This is a genomic window from Paraglaciecola arctica, assembly GCF_018861065.1.
Lineage (GTDB): Bacteria > Pseudomonadota > Gammaproteobacteria > Enterobacterales > Alteromonadaceae > Paraglaciecola > Paraglaciecola arctica_B.
The window spans coordinates 163,168-183,123 of the sequence record NZ_JAHKQO010000045.1 but is presented as its reverse complement, the minus strand read 5'-3'; the positions used below and the strand labels follow the sequence as shown (position 1 = coordinate 183,123).

Below are 19,956 nucleotides of genomic sequence, written 5' to 3'. Positions count from 1 at the left end.
TCTAGGAACAGTCGATTTTTAAAACAATTTTAGGCTAGCGGTAGATTTGAAACACAAGGAAAAACAATGATAGGTAACATTCGCGGTACATTACTTGAAAAACAACCGCCAGAAGTATTAATCGAAGCTGGTGGAGTGGGGTACGAAGTTCAAGTCCCCATGACTAGTTTCTATCAGTTACCCGAAATTGGACAGGAAGCCAATTTATGCATTCATTTTGTGGTGCGTGAAGATGCGCAATTGTTATTTGGCTTTGCTAACAAACAAGAGCGCGCAGTGTTTCGTGAATTAATCAAAGCCAGTGGTGTAGGTCCCAAATTAGCTTTAACTATTCTATCAGGCATGAATGCACAACAATTTATGCAGTGCGTAAGTATTGAAGATGTCACAGGTTTAACAAAACTCCCCGGTGTGGGCAAAAAAACTGCGGAGCGGTTAGTCATTGAAATGCGAGATAGGTTAAGCAAATTGGCAAAAGATCAAGGTTACGCTGAAACCGTACATTTAACCCCAGACTTACCGGTTGAAAATACCTTTGTTCAACGTACAGATGCAAAAGAAGAAGCGCTAAGTGCTTTAGTCGCATTAGGATATAAAGCCGCGATTGCCAGTAAAATAATCAATTCAGTATTTAAAGAAGAAATGAGTAGTGAGCAGCTTATACGTGAGTCCTTGCGTGCGATGGGCTGACACGCAATATTAATTAATACGACTTTTAAAGACGTTTAGTGATAAATTTGATACTGTATAAAAAAACACTAAGACCATTGTTAACAAATAAAAATGATTGAAGCTGACCGTATAGTTAAACCTACCGCAAGCCATGAAGATGAAGTGATTGATCGCGCTATTCGTCCAAAAATGTTGGCCGATTATACTGGGCAAGATCATGTCTGTTCACAAATGGAAATTTTCATCGAAGCGGCAAAAAAACGCAGTGACGCGCTTGATCATTTGTTAATTTTTGGACCGCCTGGTTTAGGTAAAACCACTTTGGCTAATATTGTGGCAAACGAGATGGGGGTTAATATTAAAACCACATCTGGGCCCGTTCTTGAAAAAGCCGGTGATTTAGCGGCTTTGTTGACTAATCTTGAAGAAAACGACGTATTGTTTATTGACGAAATTCATCGTCTTAGCTCTGTGGTCGAAGAAATCCTCTATCCTGCAATGGAAGATTATCAACTCGACATTATGATAGGTGAAGGACCAGCTGCACGTTCAATAAAATTAGAGCTTCCTCCTTTTACTTTAATTGGTGCTACAACAAGAGCGGGGTCGTTAACATCTCCTCTTAGAGATCGTTTTGGGATAGTGCAGAGACTAGAGTTTTATAATATTAAAGATCTGACTCAGATCGTAAATCGCTCGGCAAGTTATTTAAATTTGACTATGCAAGAAGATGGGGCAATTGAAATTGCCAAACGTTCAAGAGGCACACCGCGTATTAGTAACCGGTTGTTGCGTCGTGTCAGAGATTTTGCAGAAGTCAGATCCGATGGAAACATTACACTAGAAGTGGCGAGTCAAGCGTTAGACATGCTAGATGTCGATAAGGAGGGGCTCGATTATATGGATCGTAAATTATTGCTGGCCATTATTGAAACCTTTATGGGCGGACCCGTAGGTTTGGATAACTTAGCCGCAGCTATAGGTGAAGAGCGCGAAACGATCGAAGATGTAATTGAACCTTTTCTGATCCAACAAGGGTTTCTGCAACGCACTCCTCGAGGACGAATTGCCTCGCAACGTGCGTTCTTGCATTTTGGTAAAGATTATTCTGCCGATTAGTTAATTCTTTTTTACTTTGTTAATTCAATCCTGTGTTTAGGTTCATAAAATCTAGGCAAAAAAAAGCCCACATAAGAAATGTGGGCCAAACAACTAGTGTTAAAGGAAATTAATCCAGGGAACATGTCAAATAAACTCATTGCAATATCATCTCGCCTTAAACACAAAATAATATGCAGTTCAGAAAACAACGAGAGCTATTCTAGCCATTTAATTTTAATCTTCAATTGAATTAAATTAATTTTGTGATTAGAAAAACTAATGCGAATTTAGTGCGTATTGTTGTTTAACCGAGCTTGAAAATTTTTTAAATTGTAATTGTATGATTTATAAGGAATATTTAATTTGTTTGATTTTTAAACCATTATTATTATTGTTGCTTGCCATTGTTTAGTTAAGTAAATGTTAGTTCAATTTAAGTGAATAACTATTCGTATCTAAAGTTTGTATAAAGCGTGTAACGATTTGTTGTGTTTGCTATAAGTCTATGAAAATAAAATGATTTCGTCGCAAGTATAAAAAATCAGTTTGCAGTTACTTATTGTTTGATAGCATAACGATTCAAAGTCGGTGGGTAGTGGCTAGCTGTAATGAAAGTACATAGAAAGCAAAGTTGTATTCCTTAAACATCAATAAAGTAGCTTAATAATGAATAAACATAGTCACAATGTGCGGGTGTATTACGAGGACACAGATGCCGGTGGGATCGTGTATTATGCTAATTATCTTAAGTTTTTGGAACGTGCAAGAACCGAATGGTTAAGGCAAATGGGTATCGAACAAGATATTCTTTTGGAACGTTCCGTGGGTTTTGTCGTCAAACGTGTTGAAATGGACAATCATGGGCCAGCTCGCTTCAATGAATTGTTGTGTATTCAATCTGAAATAGTAGAATTGAAACGAGCTAGTTTAGTGTTCAAACAAATAATAATTAGTCCAAACAATCAATGTTTGGTCAGTGCATTAATCAGAGTCGCTTGTGTCAATTTATCCAACATGAAACCACAAGCTATACCTGACAATATTTTAGGGGAATTTTCACGTGTCATCTGATATATCTTTCATTGATTTAATTTTAGAAGCCAGCCTGTTAGTACAACTGGTTATGTTGCTGTTATTTACGGCATCGGTTGCTTCTTGGGCATTTATATTGGAACGCAGTCGTGCTCTAAATTTTGCTCGTTCTGAAATGAAAAAGTTTGAAGATAAGTTTTGGTCTGGTGTTGACCTTAACCGTTTCTATCAAGAATTAGCGGCGCGTCAATCATTGGAAGGCATGGCGAGTATGTTTTGCGCCGGCTTTAAAGAATTTGTCCGATCCCGTAAAAATGTGAATACACCAGCTGAGGCGGTGATGGAGGGCGCATCTAGGGCGATGAGAGTGTCGTTATCCCGTGAAATTGATCGTCTGGAAAGTCGCTTGCCGTTTTTGGCAACAACTGGCTCGATCAGTCCTTATATTGGATTGTTCGGTACGGTTTGGGGAATAATGACTTCTTTTATCGCTTTAGGTGGGCAGCAGCAAGCTACTCTGGCTATGGTTGCTCCTGGTATAGCTGAAGCATTGATTGCTACTGCAATGGGGTTATTTGCAGCTATCCCAGCGGTGATTGCCTACAACCGCTTTAGTCACCAAGTAGAAAAACTTGAAAATAGTTACGGTAATTTTATGGAAGAGTTTTCCAGTATTTTACATAGGCAGGCACTATTGTCAGGTGCGGAACCTTCTCACGCTACGCAACATTCTGCTTAGGTTGATTGATTATGTACGTTAGAAAACGCAGACGCCCGGTATCAGAAATTAACGTGGTGCCATATATCGATGTCATGTTGGTGCTACTGATTATTTTTATGGTCACCGCGCCACTTGTTACTCAAGGTGTAAAAGTTGATTTACCTGAAGCGCAAGCCCAACCTTTAGATGAAGAATCCAATCCTCCATTAGTCGCCACAGTGGACGCCAAAGGCCAATACTTTTTGAATTCCGGGGAGAGTCAACAAGAACCTATGTCAGCGGTGGATTTGGCTGTTTTAGTGCAAGAGCATCTTAAGCGCGAACCTAATACTCCAGTCGTAGTGAAAGGAGACGGAGCGGTTGCATATAGTGAAGTAGTGCAGTTGATGGTGTTGTTACAACGAGCAGGCGCGCCTTCTGTTGGATTAATGACCACACCGCCCGAGGGTTAACTGGCAGAATGTCTAAGTTGCGGATTGCTGTTACTATTTCCTTTTGTATGCACCTAGTTGTGGTAGTTGGGTTGCTAATCAGTGGGCTTTTTTCAACAAGCCATAAGGAAACGCCCAACCCATTTAATGCCGCGCCAATCATCGAAGCAAAAGTTGTCGACGAAACTCAGATACAAAAACAACTTCAAAAAGTCAAAGATGAACAAAATGCTAAACGTTTAAAAGAAGAGAATAGATTAAAGGAAATAGAGCGTAAGGCGGCACTTGCAGAACAAAAACGTAAACAACAAAAGTTAGATCAAAAGAAGGCGGAACAAGCTGCAGCCGCGGCAAGAGAAAAACAGAAGCAAGAAAAGGCTAAAGCCCAAAAGCTTGAAGACGATCGTAAGCGTAAAGAACTGGCGAAGAAAAAAGCCGAAGCTCAAGCTAAACGAGAGAAAGAAAAACAAGCAAAAGAAAAGCGCGAGAAAGAAGAAAAAGCCTTGAAAGAAGCCGCGCGTAAACGTGAGGAAGCTGAACGTAAACGCCAGGCCGCCCAAGAAAAGGCCGCCCGGGAAAAAATGCTTGATGAACAACTTAAGGCAGAGCAGGCTGCGCGGCAAGAAGTAAGAAATAAACAAGTGTTAACCGAAGTGCAAAAATATCAAGCGCTCATTAAACAGACTATTCAGAGAAACTTGATTGTTGATGACGCAATGAAAGGAAAATCTTGCCGTTTGAATATTCGAATGGCATCAAATGGTTTAGTAACGCAAGTTACAGAGTTAGGTGGAAACGCTATATTATGCCGAGCAGCGAAAGCCGCAGTGTTTAAATCGGATACATTGCCAGTATCCAGAGAACCCGATGTTTACCAACAATTACGTGAAATTAATTTAACCGTTGAGCCAGAACTATAATGTTTAAAACTATGTCTATAACTAAGAAACTACTGCTTTCATTTTTTATTTTGTCTGTTAGTTTTCGCAGCTTTTCCGCGCTGGAAATTGTTATCACTGAAGGAGTCGATACGTCTCGTCCTATTGGAGTTGTGCCTTTTAAATGGGTGGGTGAAGGGGTGATGCCTGATAAACTCACAGATGTGATCGCGGCTGATTTGCGTCGCAGTGGTAAGTTTAATCCTATTAATTCTAGAGATATGCCGCAATACCCCTCTGCTGATAAAGAGGTGGATTACAGTGCATGGGCATCTAAGGGTATAGAAGCTGTGTTGGTGGGTAAGGTTGAACTTACAGGTATAGATAGATACACGGTGACTTATGAGTTAATCGATGTATTGCGTGGTCAAATTACCGGTGGTCAGTCACAAATGTTAAGCGGCGGTAAACTCATTTCAAGTAATGAGCATGTATTAGCAGCGAGTAAAATGACTATTTCTGGTAGTGATTTTAGGCGCCACTCCCATAGAATAAGCGATGTGGTTTATGAAAAACTCACTGGAGAAAAAGGGGCGTTTTTAACGCGTATTGCTTATGTCATTGTTCGCGATAGAAACAAATATGATTTACCCTTTCAAATAGTTGTGGCGGATTATGACGGTGCAAACGAAACCATTTTACTACGTTCCCCTGAGCCGCTTATGTCTCCATCTTGGTCACCAGATGGTACAAAGTTAGCTTACGTCAGTTTTGAAAACAAACGCCCGCAGATATTTATCCAAGATATCTACACCATGAATAGAACACAAATGACTAGTTTTCCTGGGATTAACGGTTCACCAAAGTTCTCTCCTGATGGAAAAAGCCTCGCAATGGTATTGTCAAAAGACGGCAATACTGAACTCTATGTTATGAATATTGCTAGTAAACAATTACGTAGGGTAACCAAAAATAGAGCAATAGATACTGAACCAAGCTGGACTCCAGATAGTAAGAGCTTAATATTTAGTTCAGAACGGGGTGGTAAACCTCAGATATATCGAGTAAATTTAGCATCAGGCAAGGTTCGTCGCTTGACTTTTGAAGGTGAAATGAACTTAGGTGGGACAATCACACCAGACGGTAAACAAATGGTGATGGTCAATCGAACACGTGGAAAATATCATATTTCGCGCCAAGATTTGACAAATGGTAATCTACAGGTGCTCACTAAAACCTTTTTGGATGAATCACCTAGTATAGCGCCAAATGGAAGTATGATTATTTACAGTACCTTACATCAAGGAAAGCAAGTTTTGTCTTTGGTGTCTTTAGATGGCAGATTTAAAGCACTACTGCCTGCGGCCGATGGTCAGGTGAAGGCTCCGACCTGGTCACCATTTTTACGTTAAATTTTACATTTTTACTTAAATTCGATAAAAACAGGAAAAAAAGAATGCAACTAAATAAAATTTTAAAAGGGTTGGTTATAGCTCTTCCAGTTGTAACTATGATGGCTTGTACTTCTACAGATGAAAGTGCATCTAGTGCGGCTGCAGAAGAAGCAAGAATTGCCCAAGAGCAAGCAGAAGCCGATCGTAAAGCGCAAGAAGCACGTGATTCAATGGTTGAAGCTGGTAAAGTTGCACCTATGTTGACTCCTGCTGAAGAAATGAAACAAGAATTAATGGCGCTTGAAAATAACCAATTGGTTTATTTTGATTTTGATAGAGCCAGTATTAGCTCTAAGTACTACGGTATTTTAGATCAACACGCTGCATTTTTAGTGAAAAACAGCAGTCAGTCGGTGGTAATTGAAGGCCACTGTGATAGCCGTGGAACCCCTGAATATAACATTGCATTGGGTGAATCTCGTGCTAAATCAGTACAAACCTACTTATTGAATGCAGGTGTGAGTCCTTCACAAATATCAGTAGTGTCATATGGTGAAGAAAAACCTGTCAACAATTCTTCAACTGAGGCGGCTTTTGCAGAAAACCGTCGAGGTGTTTTGGTTTATTAATAATAGAAGTCAAATATGATGAAACGTACCTTAGCGATAAGTTTGCTAGGTCTATATGGAGCCGCAGTTATTGCGGCTCCTGCGCCTGTGTCAGACGTAACTAGCGCCAGTAGTGACCAACGCATTACTGAACTTGAAAGAAAGTTTTCGGCACGAACAGAAGCGCAGCACCGTCAGCAAGAGCAGCTTGATATAATGCAAAACGAAGTAAACGAACTTCGAGGGGCTATTGAAGTACAAAACTATCAATTAGAGAAAATTCTTGAACGACAAAGAGAACTTTATCTAGAAATAGATAAACGTATCGAATCTGTCAAAACCCAGCCCTCAACGATACCTAGCGCTGCTGTTAACCCTGTGGCCGTGACTCCTGAAGTGCCTTACTCAGCAAATGAAAATGGAGCTTATGACAAAGCGGTGAATTTGATCCTAAAAGATAGACTATATGATCAAGCCATCCCTGAGTTTCAATTGTTTTTGCAACATTTTCCTGATTCTAGTTACGTACCCAACGCACACTACTGGTTAGGTCAATTATTGTTTAATAAGCAAGATTGGGCTGGTGCAGGCGAACAATTCAATTCGTTAATCACCAATTATCCAGATTCGAACAAAAGAGCGGATGCAACCTTGAAGTTAGGTATAACTGAAATGGAACGTTCTAACGCCGCACGGGCTAAACAACTTTGGGAACAAGTTGTGGCAGAGTTTCCCGATTCATCTTCAGCTAAATTGGCTGAGAATCGACTTAAAGGTCTCTAATCAGAATTTTTGACCGCTATTTTTGATTTCTGATGTGAACCAATATGGGGATCGATTGTTAGTTTTTTAATCTGTTTTAGTTTGCTGAATTTACTATTGTTCGGTTTTTCAGCAAACAGTTCATATTATTGAAATAATAATGCCATTTGGGTTGCACTGAGATTTCAATTGAGTATTATATGCCGCCCTCGCAGTGAGGCGGAAAGAAAATTGAAAAATGGGTCGTTAGCTCAGTTGGTAGAGCAGTTGACTTTTAATCAATTGGTCGCTGGTTCGAATCCAGCACGACCCACCAATTTTCTTTAATCACACAAGTGAGCACTGTAAAAAATTTCAATAGATGGGTCGTTAGCTCAGTTGGTAGAGCAGTTGACTTTTAATCAATTGGTCGCTGGTTCGAATCCAGCACGACCCACCATCTTCTTCAATTTTTATATTCCATAGCAATCTATTACCAACATCAAGCATATGGCCTAGTCGTGCTGGATGAGAGCCAGCGTGGTTCGAAAAATTTGTATGGAACAAATTTTAACATCGCTAGCGGTTTTGGCGATGGTCCGGAGGATAAAAAACAGGACGTATTTTATAATCCAGCACGACCCACCATCTTTTTATATCCTTTCAAAATAGTATTTTCAAAAACTCAAATATTTGCATTGATGTATCTTAGTTTGTGTCAGTTAAGCATTCACTAAAAGTAAACTCAGCAAAAACGATTAAATAATCCAAAATACGCCTTCCAACGATTTATATAGTAAACAGACACCCCTGAACGATTATTTTGTTGAGTTTAGTATTCGCTAGGTATTGTGACGCAACCCGTTCTCGAGTCGCGAAGTGTTATCAATCAAATATACTCAGATAAGCTAGTTTAAGAAATTTAAACAATGGTTCTTCGCAATTTAGTTTCACCTATTTAGTTGTTTAAGTTGAGTAATTTACAATTTTGTAAGATTGATCATGCAGTAAAATCAAACATAGATTACAATCAGCTTAATGGACGCTAAGGTGGAGCAATTATATGAATGTAAAAGAATACGCAATAAACGCTGGAGATGTTTTTGTGCTGCCCGAGGCGGCTGTGAAAGTTAAGCAATTAATAGACGATGACGCGACTTGTATTGAAGATATTGCCGAAGTGATTAATTATGACCCAGCAATCATGTCACAAGTCTTAAAGATTTCTAACAGCGCTTTGTACAAATTTCCAAATACTATTACTACCGTTGCCAAAGCCATTCAGGTGATAGGTACGCGTTCAATCTATGATTTAGTTTTAGCTTACGGAGTGAGCAGAGCATTTCAAAAAATTAGCCCCGATGTGATCGATTTAGATCAATATTGGGAACAAGCAGTAAGTTGTGCTTTGTTGTGTAAGTATTTTGCCGAAGAGTTAGGGTTAAAAGAGCCTGAAAAATTATTTGTGTGTGGTTTATTGCATAATCTTGGCGAACTGGTGTTGGTAAAGTTAGATCCAGAGAAAGCCAGTCAATGCGCTGCGATTTCTAGTGAAAGCTCCCCTCTGATGTTGCAAAAAAAGTACTTAGGCTTTTCCTATGCAGCAATTTCATCTGAACTGTTAAAGCTATGGGGGATACCAAGTGATATTGCGGAAACTGTGGGGAACACTCACGTCAGTGAAAATAAAGCTAAAACCAATGAAGATAAAATCATGCAACTCGCTTATTTGCTAGCTAGAAATAATATTAATAGCGGTTATTATCCAATCCACGGCGATGTGAGCGAACAAATGTACCAGAGTCTAGGGTTGGATATAGAGGCGGTTAATAATGCCCTAGACTTTAGTAATTTGCAGTTAATGAGTGCGTTAGCTTTGTTTAGTCCGTCTTCACTGGCGATGTTTTAACTGCCAGCCTTAATTAATTTATACTGCTGTTTCTTAGTTAGGCAAATACCGTGACTACTTGCCTACTAATTGCAACAATAGAGCCATGCCTATCCCATATATTCGCCTCGGTATGTGCATATCCATCAGCTGCTTGCCTAGTGTTAGCTTGGTAAGCTATCCAGTCATTTCCTGCGATGTTTTGATGGGGATGAATGAATTCCAAGTTCCAACTCATAGTACTCGCCATGGCAGGCCAGCGTAATAATTGTAAAACCGTTGGAGGCCAAATATCTATCAAGGCAATTAAATGAGCGTCACAAAACTCATTTGGTTGTTCTTTAAAGCGCATCCAACCATGCAAATCACTGTCTTTTTTGCCAGTGAAGGGCCAACCACCTTTGCTTTGGGCTAATTCGAAATTTCTAATAAATTTCGGGGTGACTTTTGGGATATTAGGCATGCCGTTTGGCTTTAACGGATATTCCATGTTGTGCTGAAGTTGATTCGGAACATGGATCTTTGATTTGCGAGCCGTACCAAAACTTGCCTGACTCATTAATGCCACTTTGTCACCTTGAATTATTTTGGCGACGACTTGAATGACATTTTTTCCTTCTCGAAGCACCTCTACGTTGATGCTGAATTCCTTTTCGGCTTCAATTGGACCTATAAAGTTAGTGCTTAACGAGCGTATTATTTTATCCGGACTCACGACTTCTCGCATTGCTTGATAAGCGAGAGAGGCGGAAATACCACCGTAAAGTGTGCGACCTTGCTCCCATCCGCTGCTAACCGACAGTCTCACGTCATCAATATTTGATTTAACTTGTTGTTTGACCGAATTTAGCAATATATCAATATGCATAATTTATTTTGGCTCCGTTAATCAGTTGTTAACCATAATCTGGTCTGATCTGTAGACAATTATGATAATGCCTAGAATTACTTTGATGATTTCATGTCTTTATGATTGAGCATAACTACCTGTTATGTTTACAAAAACTTAACAATTTAGCTTGAAATTACTAGCCTGCAACCCGTACCATGAGGAAAACATTAAACACCTAGTTCTAAGGATACATAGATGGCAAGTGAACAAAAAGTGAGCAGCGAGTCTCCAGAAACACCCCCAGCGGTGTCGAATGGATATCGAAACTATGTTCTATTTATTTTGACGTTGATTTATGCCTTCAATTTTATAGACAGGCAAATTATCGGTATATTGTCGCCTTTTATCAAAGCAGACTTAGGTCTAGATGATGCGCAGTTAGGTTGGCTTAAAGGCATTTATTTTGCCTTGTTGTATACAGTGGTGGGTATCCCTATCGCTTGGCTAGCAGACAGGTACAGTAGGGTGAATATAGTTGCGATTTCACTTACTCTTTGGAGTGGTTTTACTGCAGCTTCTGGATTGGCCGGAAATTTTGCACAACTTGCGTTTGCCCGCATTGGTGTGGGTATAGGAGAGGCCGGCGGTAGTCCTCCTTCACACTCAATTATTTCTGATTTATTTCCCAAGGAAAAACGAGCAGGTGCTTTAGCGATTTATTCTATGGGAATTCCTTTTGGGATCATGTTGGCCTTTTTTGCATCAGCATTTTTCTTAAGAGGTGGAGAAGCCGATTGGCGCATGGTGATGATCGCTGTTGGCTTACCCGGGATCGCTTTAGCCATATTATTAAAACTAACGGTTAAGGAGCCCTCTCGTAGTGGCAATATGCAAACGTCTTCGGCACAAGGTAAGTCATGGGAATCAATCAAAGCATTGTTATCCATTAAATCTTGGTGGGGAATGTGTTTCGCTATTTCGTTTGGTTCATTTGGTAATTACGCCATTTCTACATGGATGATTGATTTTTATGTACGTGCACACGCAGGCCTGGATATTACTCAATTTCTAATTACATTGGGTGTAATTAACGGCACCGCTTATGCTGGCGGAGTATGGCTTGGTGGAGTCTTGGTAGATAAATGGGGCAAGTCCAACCGCGGCGCATACGGATTAGTTCCTGCATTGGCGTTAGTCATTGGTGCACCAGCTTATTATATGTCACTGCAGGTTGAATCTCTTGAACTTTCTATCGCATTAGTCACCGTACTACTGTTCACCAGCGGTTTCTATTTAGGGCCTTCTTTTGCTCTTGCGCAAACTTTAGCGCCGGTTAAAGTAAGAGCGATGTCGACGGCACTGTTTTTCTTTGTCTTAAATATCATTGCCTTAGGTGGCGGCCCAACTTTCATTGGTATTTTAAGTAATTTCTACACAGAACAATATGGTGAAATTGAAGCTTTGAGATTGTCGCTGTCATGGTTAGCGGTTCCCTATATCATGTCAATTATTGCGTTCTTTTGGACCGCTAAACAAATTCCTGGCGATTGGAAGGCCGCGGAAGAGCGAAACGGCTAATGTTAGCTAGTAGCTTGACCGTAATTTTATTTGGTCGACTTGTGAGTATCTGAGATAATAATCTCACAGTAACGTAGTTACACTGCACCACTTAAAGGCTCTCATTTGAGAGCCTTTATTCATTCAAATTAACAGGTTTTAAATGACTGGATCCACAAAAATTAAATTACACTTTGCCCATGCGAATGGCTTTCCCGCAGGCAGCTACCAACAAATATTTGATCAACTTCCCGATGATTTTGAGGTGCATGCAATCACTAAATTTGCTCATTCTGAGCGATTTCCGGTGAATACCAATTGGGGAAATCAAATATTGGAGTTAACAGATTATTTAACTGATAAGGTAAAGGCTCCTGCTTATTTAGTTGGGCATTCAATGGGATCTGTCGTGTCTTTTATGGCGGCCTGTGACAGGCCTGACTTAATCAAAGGGGTAATCCTGCTCGATCCTCCGATCGCTTCTGGATTAGCTAGGTTAGCCTTTAGGTTGGTTAAATACTCTCCCTTAATTGATAAACTCTCTCCGGCGGGTAAAGCTAAAGTGCGTTGCCAAAGTTGGCCTTTAGGCACAGATGTTGTGGCCTATTTTCAATCGAAGGCGTTGTTTAAAAACTTTCAATTGGAATGTATCCAAGATTACGTCGCGGCGGCCATAGACGAAAGAGAGGGGGAGTTGCGGCTTAATTTCGATGCGCAGATTGAAGCAAATATATACCGCAATGTGCCCCATAACCTGAACAAGTACTACAAACGACTTACTGTACCCGGTTTACTGGTTACGGGGAGCCAAAGTGATGTATGCACACCGTCTTTTTTAGGTACCTTTATTAAAAAAAGCAAAATTGAACATCAGATATTTGAAGGGGGAGGCCATATGTTCCCATTAGAATATCCGCAACAAGTTGCTAATTTGATAAGTGATAAAATTCGTCTTTGGGAAAGCGCTAGACGTTAGATGGCACAGCAACAAAAAAGCCGCTTCGACGCGGCTTATTAATCAAAAAATTACCGAAAAATTAGTGAAACTAATACCCCACTTTTAGGCCCAACATTTCTCGGGTCACTAAAACCACACCTTTTTCAGAGACTCTGAAACCTCTGGCTAAATCTTCTTCGCGACTATGGCCAATTGTGGTGCCTTCTGGAACGATACAACCGCGATCAATAATCGCCTTTCTAATGCGACAATTACGCTGTACTTCGACGTCAGGTAACAATACAGAGTCTTCAATTTCAGAGTACGAGTGGACTCTGACGTTTGAAAAGCAAATACTGCGACGCAGCGTTGCACCAGAAATAATACAACCACCCGATACTACTGAGTTGATCGCTGTACCGCGTCGATTATCTTCTTCCCAAACAAACTTGGCAGGTGGTAATTGTTCTTGATAGGTCCAAATTGGCCATTTTTTATCGTATAAATTAAGGGCTGGAACCGGGGCAACTAGTTCCATGTTGGCTTGCCAAAATGAATCCAAGGTACCTACATCACGCCAATAGGCTTCATTTTCATCATCACTTTCGAATTGGAAAGCATAAACCGAACCTTCTTCGATGATAGATGGAATTATGTCCTTTCCAAAGTCTCGCTCCGAGCCAGAGGTTTCTGAGTCTGCTTTTAATTGCTCAAACAAAAATTCAGTATCAAATACGTAGTTACCCATTGACGCTAAACACTTAGTAGGATCATTTGGCAAAGGCGTAGGGTTGGCTGGTTTTTCTTCGAAGCCTATCACTTTTAAGTTTTCATCTACCGACATTACCCCAAATTGTCCTGCTGCTTCTTCTATCGGAACCGGCATACAGCTTACTGTCATTTTTGCGCCAGACTCGGCATGCTGTGCAATTAAATTACCATAGTCCATTCGGTAAATGTGATCACCAGATAACACCATTACATATTTTGGCAATTCATCTCGAATGATATCAATATTTTGGAAAACTGCGTCTGCGGTACCTTCATACCAATTATCAGAAAAACGCTGGGAAGCGGGAAGAATTTCTACTGATTCACCGAGTTCTTTTTTAAAGTGCCCCCAACCTCTAACAAGGTGACGGATTAAAGAGTGAGATTTGTATTGTGTAACAACACCTACGTTTCGGATCCCTGAATTGATGCAGTTTGATAAAGGAAAATCAATTATTCGAAACTTTCCTCCAAAATACAGCGCAGGCTTAGCTCGCCAGTTAGTCAGTTCATAAAGCCTTGACCCTCTGCCCCCAGCCAAAATAAGTGCATAGGTTTCGCGTGTTAAATTACTAATATAGCGAGATGGTTGTTTTGCCATAAATTGTTACTCCATCGAAAATAAATTGCACAGGTTCTTTTTCTCTTAACATTGAGTTTACACAACACAGGTCTTAACTCAATCCAAAACAAACATATTATGATAAGTTATTGATGAGAGACTAACTTTTTGGCTTTTTGTGTCGTTTCTCTCATGTCTAGCCAGTCCAAATAAGGAGTTACTATGTTTAAAGTTGCTATTTTAGCGTTTCAGAACATCGCTACCTTTGAACTAGCCTGTGCCATTGAAATTTTTGCATTGTCACGCCCAGAATATAAAGATTGGTATCACACAGATGTAGTCTGTTTTGAAAAAGGAGCGTTGCGAGCGACAGGTGGTATTACTATTTCAGCTGAATCAATTCAGACACTAGATGGTTATCACACCTTAGTGATCCCCTGTTGGAATAATAACAATAACCATGTTCGTCTAGATTTGGCGGAAAAAGTGAGGGCTTTTTCTGAGAATGGTGGTCGGATTATTAGTTTTTGTTCTGGAGCCTTTTTATTAGCTCAGATAGGTTTATTGCAAAATAAGCGAGCCACCACACATTGGCGCTATTGTGAGATATTCAAACAGCGTTTTCCCTTAGTTAATTTTGTTGACGATGTACTTTATACCCATGACCAAACTATCAGTTGCTCTGCCGGAAGTGCTGCGGCTTTAGACTTAGGTATTGATATTGTTCGACAAGATTTTGGTCATGAGATAGCCAACCAAGTAGCAAGACGTTTAGTTATCTCTCCTCATAGGCATGGAGGTCAGGCTCAATATGTAGAAACTCCAATAACTAAAAATACTGGCGCATTTAGCGATACCCTTGATTGGGCTATTAAACATCTTAATCAGCCGCTTTGTGTAGACGACCTAGCTAAACAAGCGTGTATGTCTAGACGCAGTTTTGATCGGCATTTTAAAAGTGCTTTGGGAACGAGTCCAAAAGCTTGGATTAATCAGCAAAGAATTAACCTTGCTAAACAATTATTGGAAGTGGAAAAGTTGTCTATCGAACAATTGGCTCAGAAAGTGGGTTACGATAATGGCATCACCCTAAGGTTCAATTTCAATAAATATGTGGGGGTGGCGCCTAGTCAATATCAATCTCAGTTTAGAATTGACGAATGATTTTTACGTCTAAAAATCAACAATTAACTAGTTAAACGACTTGAAATATCAAGAGTTTACTAGTTAACTATTTGATAAGTAGTGAAACACTGCTTAGATATAGGCAAAGGTGGGGAGATGGGACGTTTTACTGTACATGGAAATCTGGAACTAGATATTCAAGATAGAATTCTGGTGATTCAAGGTTGCGGACCTTGGAATTTAGAAGCAGTCAACGAGGCTTATAGTCGTTTTAAACCTCTAGTTGAATCACTGTACGGCAGTCCGTGGGGTTCACTGGTTGAATTCTCAGGAGAACCCATCTACGTCCCCGATGCAGCCAAGTATATTATTAAAACTATCAAACACGAAATAAAACAAGGTCATGTTGCAAGCGCAATTTTAGTTGGTGAGTCCAACTCACCAGAATTCGCAAAACGCCATTTAAGTGAGTTACATACAAAAGCAGGTGATGTTTTCCGCTTTTTTTCGAACAAAGAGGAAGCGACGTGGTGGTTATTGCAAAAAATCACGTCGGCTCAAATTAGTCAATAACTGCTTAACCGACTAGAACACCGGGGAAACGCCTTTATTTATAAACTTCAGTAGCTTTATTTAGAGTATCCCCCATTTATCTAAAAACAATAAATGGGTATGTTAGTTTCAACCTCGACTTTTCTTCCAAGCTCGCAACACCAGATATAGGCCAACCGCAAAAAACGGAATACTCAAGGCCTGCCCAGTATTGATAAATATGTCGCCGTTGTACGCTTCTTGTTTTACTTTTACGAATTCAATACAAAATCTCGCGGTAAATACTAAACATAAAAACGCTCCCAATAACGCCCCAGAGTGTTTCTTAATATTTGTAAAACGGTATAACAATAGTAACGCCACAAATATACTTAGATAAGACAGTGATTCGTATAACTGTGCGGGATGTCGAGGCAACAGGTCAATGCGAGTGAATATTACAGCCCAAGGTACGTCAGTTTGAATGCCTATTATTTCAGAATTCATGAAGTTAGCAAAACGAACGAAAAAACCAAATAAAGCCGTAGCGATTGCTAGCCTGTCTAACAACCATAAATACTCTACTTTGTATTTTTTCTGGAAAAAGTACACGGCTAAAATAACGCCTAAGCCGCCGCCATGACTGGCAAGCCCTCCTTCCCAAATGGCGAGTATTTTAAGAGGATTACTTAAGTAAAATTCTGGGTCGTAGAATAAGCAGTGACCCAGTCTGGCCCCGACAATAATGCCAACAACACAATACATGAGCAAAGAATCAAGCAATTCTAACTTGACTTTTTCTTGTTGGAATATCCATTTCATAACTTGAAGGCCGGCGAAAATCGCAGCGGCAAATAATGCGCCGTACCAATGTATTTTTAATCCAAACAATTCTACTAATACTGGGTTTACATCCCAAGTAAAAAACTCCATTAAATCTGCCTTATGATGGTTAGTGTGTTGCTAAGGGGAATGACAGCATTGTACCTGAATGGTTTTATTCAGACACTTGATAGTTTTTGTTTTAATTACGTTTTTTAAAGCCAAGGCGAGGCGGATGGCCAGTGATGACCACATAGTAAGCGACTGCGCACAGTAATGAAAAAACAATCATGCTGATACTCACTTTTTGCCAGCCGTCAACAAATAGTGTGTACAACAACATGCCCACTACCAAAAGTGTTGGTGAGGCGGTTAATGCAATCATCACTCTGACGTTTGCTGGCAGGGGAGTGCGAGATGGATCATGTTCAGCCAAAAAAATTTTCCTTATGCAGTTAAAGCGCAAGCTACTTTGGAATTTGATTGTCTTCCCAATACTTGCATCATATTCAATCCAGCTTCTGTCAGCTTTTTAAGATTGATGCCTGTTTTGATGTTCATACCGTCAAGCATATAGACTAAGTCTTCTGTGGCCACATTGCCAGAGGCACCTTTTGCGTAGGGGCACCCCCCTAAACCAGATACGGCACTATCGACTACTGAAATACCTTGTTGCAAAGCAACTAATATATTCACCAAAGCTTGACCATAAGTATCATGAAAATGCACAGCCAATTTTTCTACTGGAATCTCATTTAACACGGCTTCTAACATATGTAGGGTTTTTATTGGCGTACCCACTCCAATAGTATCCCCCAAAGATATTTCATAACAGCCCATATCTAGCAGTTGTTTACTTACTTCAGTTACTTTCTGGGGACTAACATTTCCCTCGTAGGGACATCCCAATACACAAGAAACATAACCGCGAACTGGCAACTGATGTTGTTGTGCCAGTTCCATTACTGGAATAAAACGTTCAAGGCTTTCTGATATCGAGCAATTGATATTTTTTTGGGAAAACGCTTCTGACGCGGAACCAAATACCGCTACTTCATCAACTCGCGCTGTTATGGCTTGTTGCAAGCCACGCAAGTTGGGAGTCAGTGCGGTGTAGCATACCCTATTCTGTCGATTTATCTTTTGGAAAACGTCTGCACTATCGGCCATTTGTGGGACCCATTTAGGTGACACAAAACTACCCGTTTCGATTACGCTACAACCAGCATCAGCTAGTTGTTCCACCAATTTTATTTTAGCGTCTGTAGGCACTAGTTTGGGTTCATTCTGTAAACCATCTCTGGGGCCAACTTCAACGATTTTAACGGACTTAGGTAACATATTTTAAGCCTCTTGATTAGCTTGGAAAGCTAATAACTCGACACCGCCATCAACTAAGTCACCCGCTTTGAAATAAAACTCACTGACACAACCGCTAGAGGGGGCTTTTAAGCTATGTTCCATTTTCATGGCTTCTATAACAATCAGAGGTTGGCCTTTTTCTACTTGCTGTTGTGGCTCAACTAAAATAGCGATTACCGTACCGTTCATTGGGGCAGTAAAGCCAAGGTCTGCGGCGTTATCTTGGGTATCCCCTAGGTCAGCTTGTAAAGCTTGAAATTGGATGACCTTTCCACTACAAAATACTGAATAACCTTCTTGATGTGCGTTTACTTTAGAAATTGTGCGGTGACCATTAATGGTGGAAATTAATTGGTCGTTTTCAAGCACCCCTGAACATCGATACTCCTGATGGCCAATCTTCATGTCATACACAATATGTTTACCCACATAGGCTTGACTAACTTGTACGACAAATGTGTCTTTTCCTACCATCAATTCTAATTTTTGATGGTGTAACTCATTTGCTCGCCAAGCGTTACCCTGAGACCAAGGTGAAAATTGGTCATTCAGATTTGTCTCAAGATGCTGTTTATTGTGGAGCATCAGATATAAAGCGGCAACTGGTAACAATGGCTCGACATCTTGTTGTTCATTTAACAATAAAGAATCTTGGTGTTTTTCAATAAAACCGGTGTCAATTTGTTCTGCCTTAAAAGGCACACTGCTTGCTAATTTATATAAAAATTCAATGTTAGTGACCACACCATCAATGTGATATTCCGTCAAAGCTTTAGTTAATCGCGCCAAAGCTTTATCTCGAGTCTCGTCCCATACAATTAATTTGGCAATCATAGGATCGTAAAAAACCGAAACGTCATCCCCCTGAATCACGCCAGTATCTACACGAACATGTTCTGACTCAATAGGGGGGTGCAGCAAAGATAATTTACCCGTTGCCGGTAAAAACTCGTTATTTGGATCTTCTGCATAAATTCTGGCTTCAAAAGCATGACCATGAATACTTAAGGCTTGTTGCGGCAATGGCAAAGGTTCATTGTTGGCAACCCGCAATTGCCATTCAACCAAGTCTTGGCCGGTGATCATCTCTGTTACAGGATGTTCTACCTGTAAACGGGTATTCATTTCCATAAAATAGAATTGCCCATTGCTGTCCAATAAAAATTCGACAGTTCCTGCTCCCGCATAATCGATGGCTTTAGCTGCTTTTAAGGCGGCTTCTCCCATCTGAGCTCGTAATTCTTCGGTCATCCCAAAGGCTGGGGCTTCTTCAATGATTTTTTGATGACGACGTTGCACCGAACAGTCACGTTCAAATAGATAAACGCCTTCACCAAAATTGTCACAAAATACTTGGATCTCCACATGTCTGGGTTCGATGAGATATTTTTCGACTAACATTAAGTCGTCGCTAAAGCTCGACATTGCTTCGCGCTTTGCCGCTGCCAAAGCGTCGTTAAATTCTGAAGCTTGCCATACCTGACGCATTCCCTTACCGCCACCACCTGCCGCAGCTTTAAGCAATACTGGATAGCCCATTTTGTCGGCATGGGACTTTAAACCTTCCGCACTTTGGTCTTCGCCATGATAACCAGGCACTAGAGGAACCTTGGCATGCTCCATGATTTTTTTAGCTTCTGATTTAGAGCCCATGGCTTGAATAGCATTTACTGGAGGGCCTACAAACACAATATCGTTTTGCTGACATAAGTTAGCGAAAGTCGCGTTTTCTGACAAAAAACCATATCCCGGATGAATCGCATCGGCGCCAACTTTTAGAGCAATGTTGATGATTTTTTGTGCTTGTAAATAGCTATCTTTAGAAGGGGAAGGGCCTGCATATACTGCTTCGTCAGCCATTTTTACATGTAAGGCTTGTTTGTCGATATCTGAATATAAAGCTACAGTTAAAATGCCCATACGTTTGGCTGTTTTTATGATGCGGCAACTAATTTCTCCGCGATTAGCTATCAATAATTTACTAAACATTG

Annotated in this window: 20 protein-coding genes and 2 tRNA genes; 16 read left to right on the top strand and 6 right to left on the bottom strand. The window is 40.4% G+C overall.

The genetic code is table 11. The features are described 5' to 3' along the window. Positions 1 to 66 precede the first annotated feature (66 nt). The 12 genes from ruvA to KO534_RS19815 all read left to right on the top strand — a co-directional run bounded on the left by ruvA (position 67) and on the right by KO534_RS19815 (position 9,487). Complete coding sequence (gene ruvA, locus KO534_RS19870; protein ID WP_215932503.1) at positions 67 to 690, top strand: Holliday junction branch migration protein RuvA; 624 nt, start codon at positions 67 to 69, stop codon at positions 688 to 690. 93 nt (positions 691 to 783) lie between these two features. Continuing rightward, positions 784 to 1,791 carry a Holliday junction branch migration DNA helicase RuvB gene (gene ruvB, locus KO534_RS19865; protein ID WP_215932500.1) on the top strand — a complete coding sequence of 336 codons (1,008 nt, stop codon included), beginning with the start codon at positions 784 to 786 and terminating at the stop codon, positions 1,789 to 1,791. A gap of 648 nt (positions 1,792 to 2,439) precedes the next feature. Continuing rightward, positions 2,440 to 2,844 (top strand): tol-pal system-associated acyl-CoA thioesterase, encoded by a 405-nt coding sequence (gene ybgC, locus KO534_RS19860; RefSeq protein WP_215932498.1) that lies wholly within the window; start codon positions 2,440 to 2,442, stop codon positions 2,842 to 2,844. After that, positions 2,834 to 3,544: a protein TolQ gene (tolQ, locus tag KO534_RS19855; RefSeq protein ID WP_215932496.1), complete on the top strand. Its 711-nt coding sequence runs from the start codon at positions 2,834 to 2,836 to the stop codon at positions 3,542 to 3,544. The genes ybgC and tolQ overlap by 11 nt, the downstream gene beginning before the upstream one ends. 11 nt (positions 3,545 to 3,555) lie before the next feature. Continuing rightward, positions 3,556 to 3,978 (top strand): protein TolR, encoded by a 423-nt coding sequence (gene tolR / locus KO534_RS19850; protein ID WP_215932494.1) that lies wholly within the window; start codon positions 3,556 to 3,558, stop codon positions 3,976 to 3,978. Between the two features lie 8 nt (positions 3,979 to 3,986). Next, positions 3,987 to 4,877: a cell envelope integrity protein TolA gene (gene tolA, locus KO534_RS19845; protein ID WP_215932492.1), complete on the top strand. Its 891-nt coding sequence runs from the start codon at positions 3,987 to 3,989 to the stop codon at positions 4,875 to 4,877. Continuing rightward, positions 4,877 to 6,247, top strand: a complete 1,371-nt coding sequence (gene tolB / locus KO534_RS19840; protein ID WP_215932490.1) for a Tol-Pal system beta propeller repeat protein TolB — start codon at positions 4,877 to 4,879, stop codon at positions 6,245 to 6,247. The genes tolA and tolB overlap by 1 nt, the downstream gene beginning before the upstream one ends. Positions 6,248 to 6,291: 44 nt before the next feature. Next, a complete protein-coding gene (gene pal / locus KO534_RS19835; RefSeq protein WP_215932488.1) occupies positions 6,292 to 6,858 on the top strand; it encodes a peptidoglycan-associated lipoprotein Pal in 567 nt (188 codons plus the stop codon). A gap of 15 nt (positions 6,859 to 6,873) precedes the next feature. After that, complete coding sequence (ybgF, locus tag KO534_RS19830; RefSeq protein ID WP_215932486.1) at positions 6,874 to 7,620, top strand: tol-pal system protein YbgF; 747 nt, start codon at positions 6,874 to 6,876, stop codon at positions 7,618 to 7,620. A gap of 219 nt (positions 7,621 to 7,839) precedes the next feature. Further along, positions 7,840 to 7,915, top strand: a tRNA-Lys gene (locus KO534_RS19825). A 47-nt stretch (positions 7,916 to 7,962) separates the two neighbouring features. Continuing rightward, positions 7,963 to 8,038 (top strand) — tRNA-Lys (locus tag KO534_RS19820). A gap of 603 nt (positions 8,039 to 8,641) precedes the next feature. Further along, positions 8,642 to 9,487 (top strand): HDOD domain-containing protein, encoded by an 846-nt coding sequence (locus KO534_RS19815; protein ID WP_215932485.1) that lies wholly within the window; start codon positions 8,642 to 8,644, stop codon positions 9,485 to 9,487. 37 nt (positions 9,488 to 9,524) lie between these two features. On the opposite strand, the gene KO534_RS19810 is transcribed toward KO534_RS19815, so the two are convergent. Next, positions 9,525 to 10,334, bottom strand: coding sequence for an acyl-CoA thioesterase (locus KO534_RS19810; RefSeq protein ID WP_215932483.1), 810 nt, complete (start codon positions 10,332 to 10,334; stop codon positions 9,525 to 9,527). A 219-nt stretch (positions 10,335 to 10,553) separates the two neighbouring features. Between KO534_RS19810 and KO534_RS19805 the strand changes: the two genes are divergently transcribed. After that, positions 10,554 to 11,876, top strand: coding sequence for a spinster family MFS transporter (locus KO534_RS19805; RefSeq protein WP_252732285.1), 1,323 nt, complete (start codon positions 10,554 to 10,556; stop codon positions 11,874 to 11,876). Between the two features lie 142 nt (positions 11,877 to 12,018). Continuing rightward, positions 12,019 to 12,831, top strand: a complete 813-nt coding sequence (locus KO534_RS19800) for an alpha/beta fold hydrolase (RefSeq protein WP_215932480.1) — start codon at positions 12,019 to 12,021, stop codon at positions 12,829 to 12,831. A gap of 70 nt (positions 12,832 to 12,901) precedes the next feature. Here the strand turns inward: KO534_RS19800 and glgC are convergent, their stop codons facing one another. Then, complete coding sequence (gene glgC, locus KO534_RS19795; protein ID WP_215932478.1) at positions 12,902 to 14,164, bottom strand: glucose-1-phosphate adenylyltransferase; 1,263 nt, start codon at positions 14,162 to 14,164, stop codon at positions 12,902 to 12,904. Between the two features lie 183 nt (positions 14,165 to 14,347). On the opposite strand from glgC, the gene KO534_RS19790 reads away from it, so the two are divergent. Continuing rightward, entirely contained in the window at positions 14,348 to 15,289 is a 942-nt protein-coding gene (locus KO534_RS19790) for a helix-turn-helix domain-containing protein (protein WP_215932476.1), read from the top strand. Positions 15,290 to 15,406: 117 nt separating this feature from the next. Next, positions 15,407 to 15,823 carry a hypothetical protein gene (locus KO534_RS19785; protein WP_215932474.1) on the top strand — a complete coding sequence of 139 codons (417 nt, stop codon included), beginning with the start codon at positions 15,407 to 15,409 and terminating at the stop codon, positions 15,821 to 15,823. A gap of 108 nt (positions 15,824 to 15,931) precedes the next feature. Here KO534_RS19785 and lgt read toward each other — a convergent pair whose 3' ends face one another. From lgt to KO534_RS19765, 4 genes are all read right to left on the bottom strand, one after another. Beyond that, on the bottom strand, positions 15,932 to 16,714 hold the full coding sequence (lgt, locus tag KO534_RS19780) for a prolipoprotein diacylglyceryl transferase (RefSeq protein WP_215932472.1): 783 nt from the start codon (positions 16,712 to 16,714) through the stop codon (positions 15,932 to 15,934). A 91-nt stretch (positions 16,715 to 16,805) separates the two neighbouring features. Then, positions 16,806 to 17,039, bottom strand: coding sequence for a hypothetical protein (locus tag KO534_RS19775; RefSeq protein ID WP_215932470.1), 234 nt, complete (start codon positions 17,037 to 17,039; stop codon positions 16,806 to 16,808). Between the two features lie 11 nt (positions 17,040 to 17,050). Next, positions 17,051 to 17,944, bottom strand: coding sequence for a hydroxymethylglutaryl-CoA lyase (locus KO534_RS19770; protein WP_215932468.1), 894 nt, complete (start codon positions 17,942 to 17,944; stop codon positions 17,051 to 17,053). Positions 17,945 to 17,947: 3 nt separating this feature from the next. Continuing rightward, a complete protein-coding gene (locus KO534_RS19765) occupies positions 17,948 to 19,954 on the bottom strand; it encodes an acetyl/propionyl/methylcrotonyl-CoA carboxylase subunit alpha (RefSeq protein WP_215932466.1) in 2,007 nt (668 codons plus the stop codon). Positions 19,955 to 19,956: the final 2 nt, after the last annotated feature.

Bases quoted from the DNA above. Each gene is read 5' to 3' on its own strand.
- ruvA (WP_215932503.1), top strand. From the start codon at position 67: ATGATAGGTAACATTCGCGGTACATTACTTGAAAAACAACCGCCAGAA.
- ruvB (WP_215932500.1), top strand. From the start codon at position 784: ATGATTGAAGCTGACCGTATAGTTAAACCTACCGCAAGCCATGAAGAT.
- ybgC (WP_215932498.1), top strand. From the start codon at position 2,440: ATGAATAAACATAGTCACAATGTGCGGGTGTATTACGAGGACACAGAT.
- tolR (WP_215932494.1), top strand. From the start codon at position 3,556: ATGTACGTTAGAAAACGCAGACGCCCGGTATCAGAAATTAACGTGGTG.
- tolA (WP_215932492.1), top strand. From the start codon at position 3,987: ATGTCTAAGTTGCGGATTGCTGTTACTATTTCCTTTTGTATGCACCTA.
- tolB (WP_215932490.1), top strand. From the start codon at position 4,877: ATGTTTAAAACTATGTCTATAACTAAGAAACTACTGCTTTCATTTTTT.
- pal (WP_215932488.1), top strand. From the start codon at position 6,292: ATGCAACTAAATAAAATTTTAAAAGGGTTGGTTATAGCTCTTCCAGTT.
- ybgF (WP_215932486.1), top strand. From the start codon at position 6,874: ATGATGAAACGTACCTTAGCGATAAGTTTGCTAGGTCTATATGGAGCC.
- KO534_RS19815 (WP_215932485.1), top strand. From the start codon at position 8,642: ATGAATGTAAAAGAATACGCAATAAACGCTGGAGATGTTTTTGTGCTG.
- KO534_RS19810 (WP_215932483.1), bottom strand. From the start codon at position 10,334: ATGCATATTGATATATTGCTAAATTCGGTCAAACAACAAGTTAAATCA.
- KO534_RS19805 (WP_252732285.1), top strand. From the start codon at position 10,554: ATGGCAAGTGAACAAAAAGTGAGCAGCGAGTCTCCAGAAACACCCCCA.
- KO534_RS19800 (WP_215932480.1), top strand. From the start codon at position 12,019: ATGACTGGATCCACAAAAATTAAATTACACTTTGCCCATGCGAATGGC.
- glgC (WP_215932478.1), bottom strand. From the start codon at position 14,164: ATGGCAAAACAACCATCTCGCTATATTAGTAATTTAACACGCGAAACC.
- KO534_RS19790 (WP_215932476.1), top strand. From the start codon at position 14,348: ATGTTTAAAGTTGCTATTTTAGCGTTTCAGAACATCGCTACCTTTGAA.
- KO534_RS19785 (WP_215932474.1), top strand. From the start codon at position 15,407: ATGGGACGTTTTACTGTACATGGAAATCTGGAACTAGATATTCAAGAT.
- lgt (WP_215932472.1), bottom strand. From the start codon at position 16,714: ATGGAGTTTTTTACTTGGGATGTAAACCCAGTATTAGTAGAATTGTTT.
- KO534_RS19770 (WP_215932468.1), bottom strand. From the start codon at position 17,944: ATGTTACCTAAGTCCGTTAAAATCGTTGAAGTTGGCCCCAGAGATGGT.
- KO534_RS19765 (WP_215932466.1), bottom strand. From the start codon at position 19,954: ATGTTTAGTAAATTATTGATAGCTAATCGCGGAGAAATTAGTTGCCGC.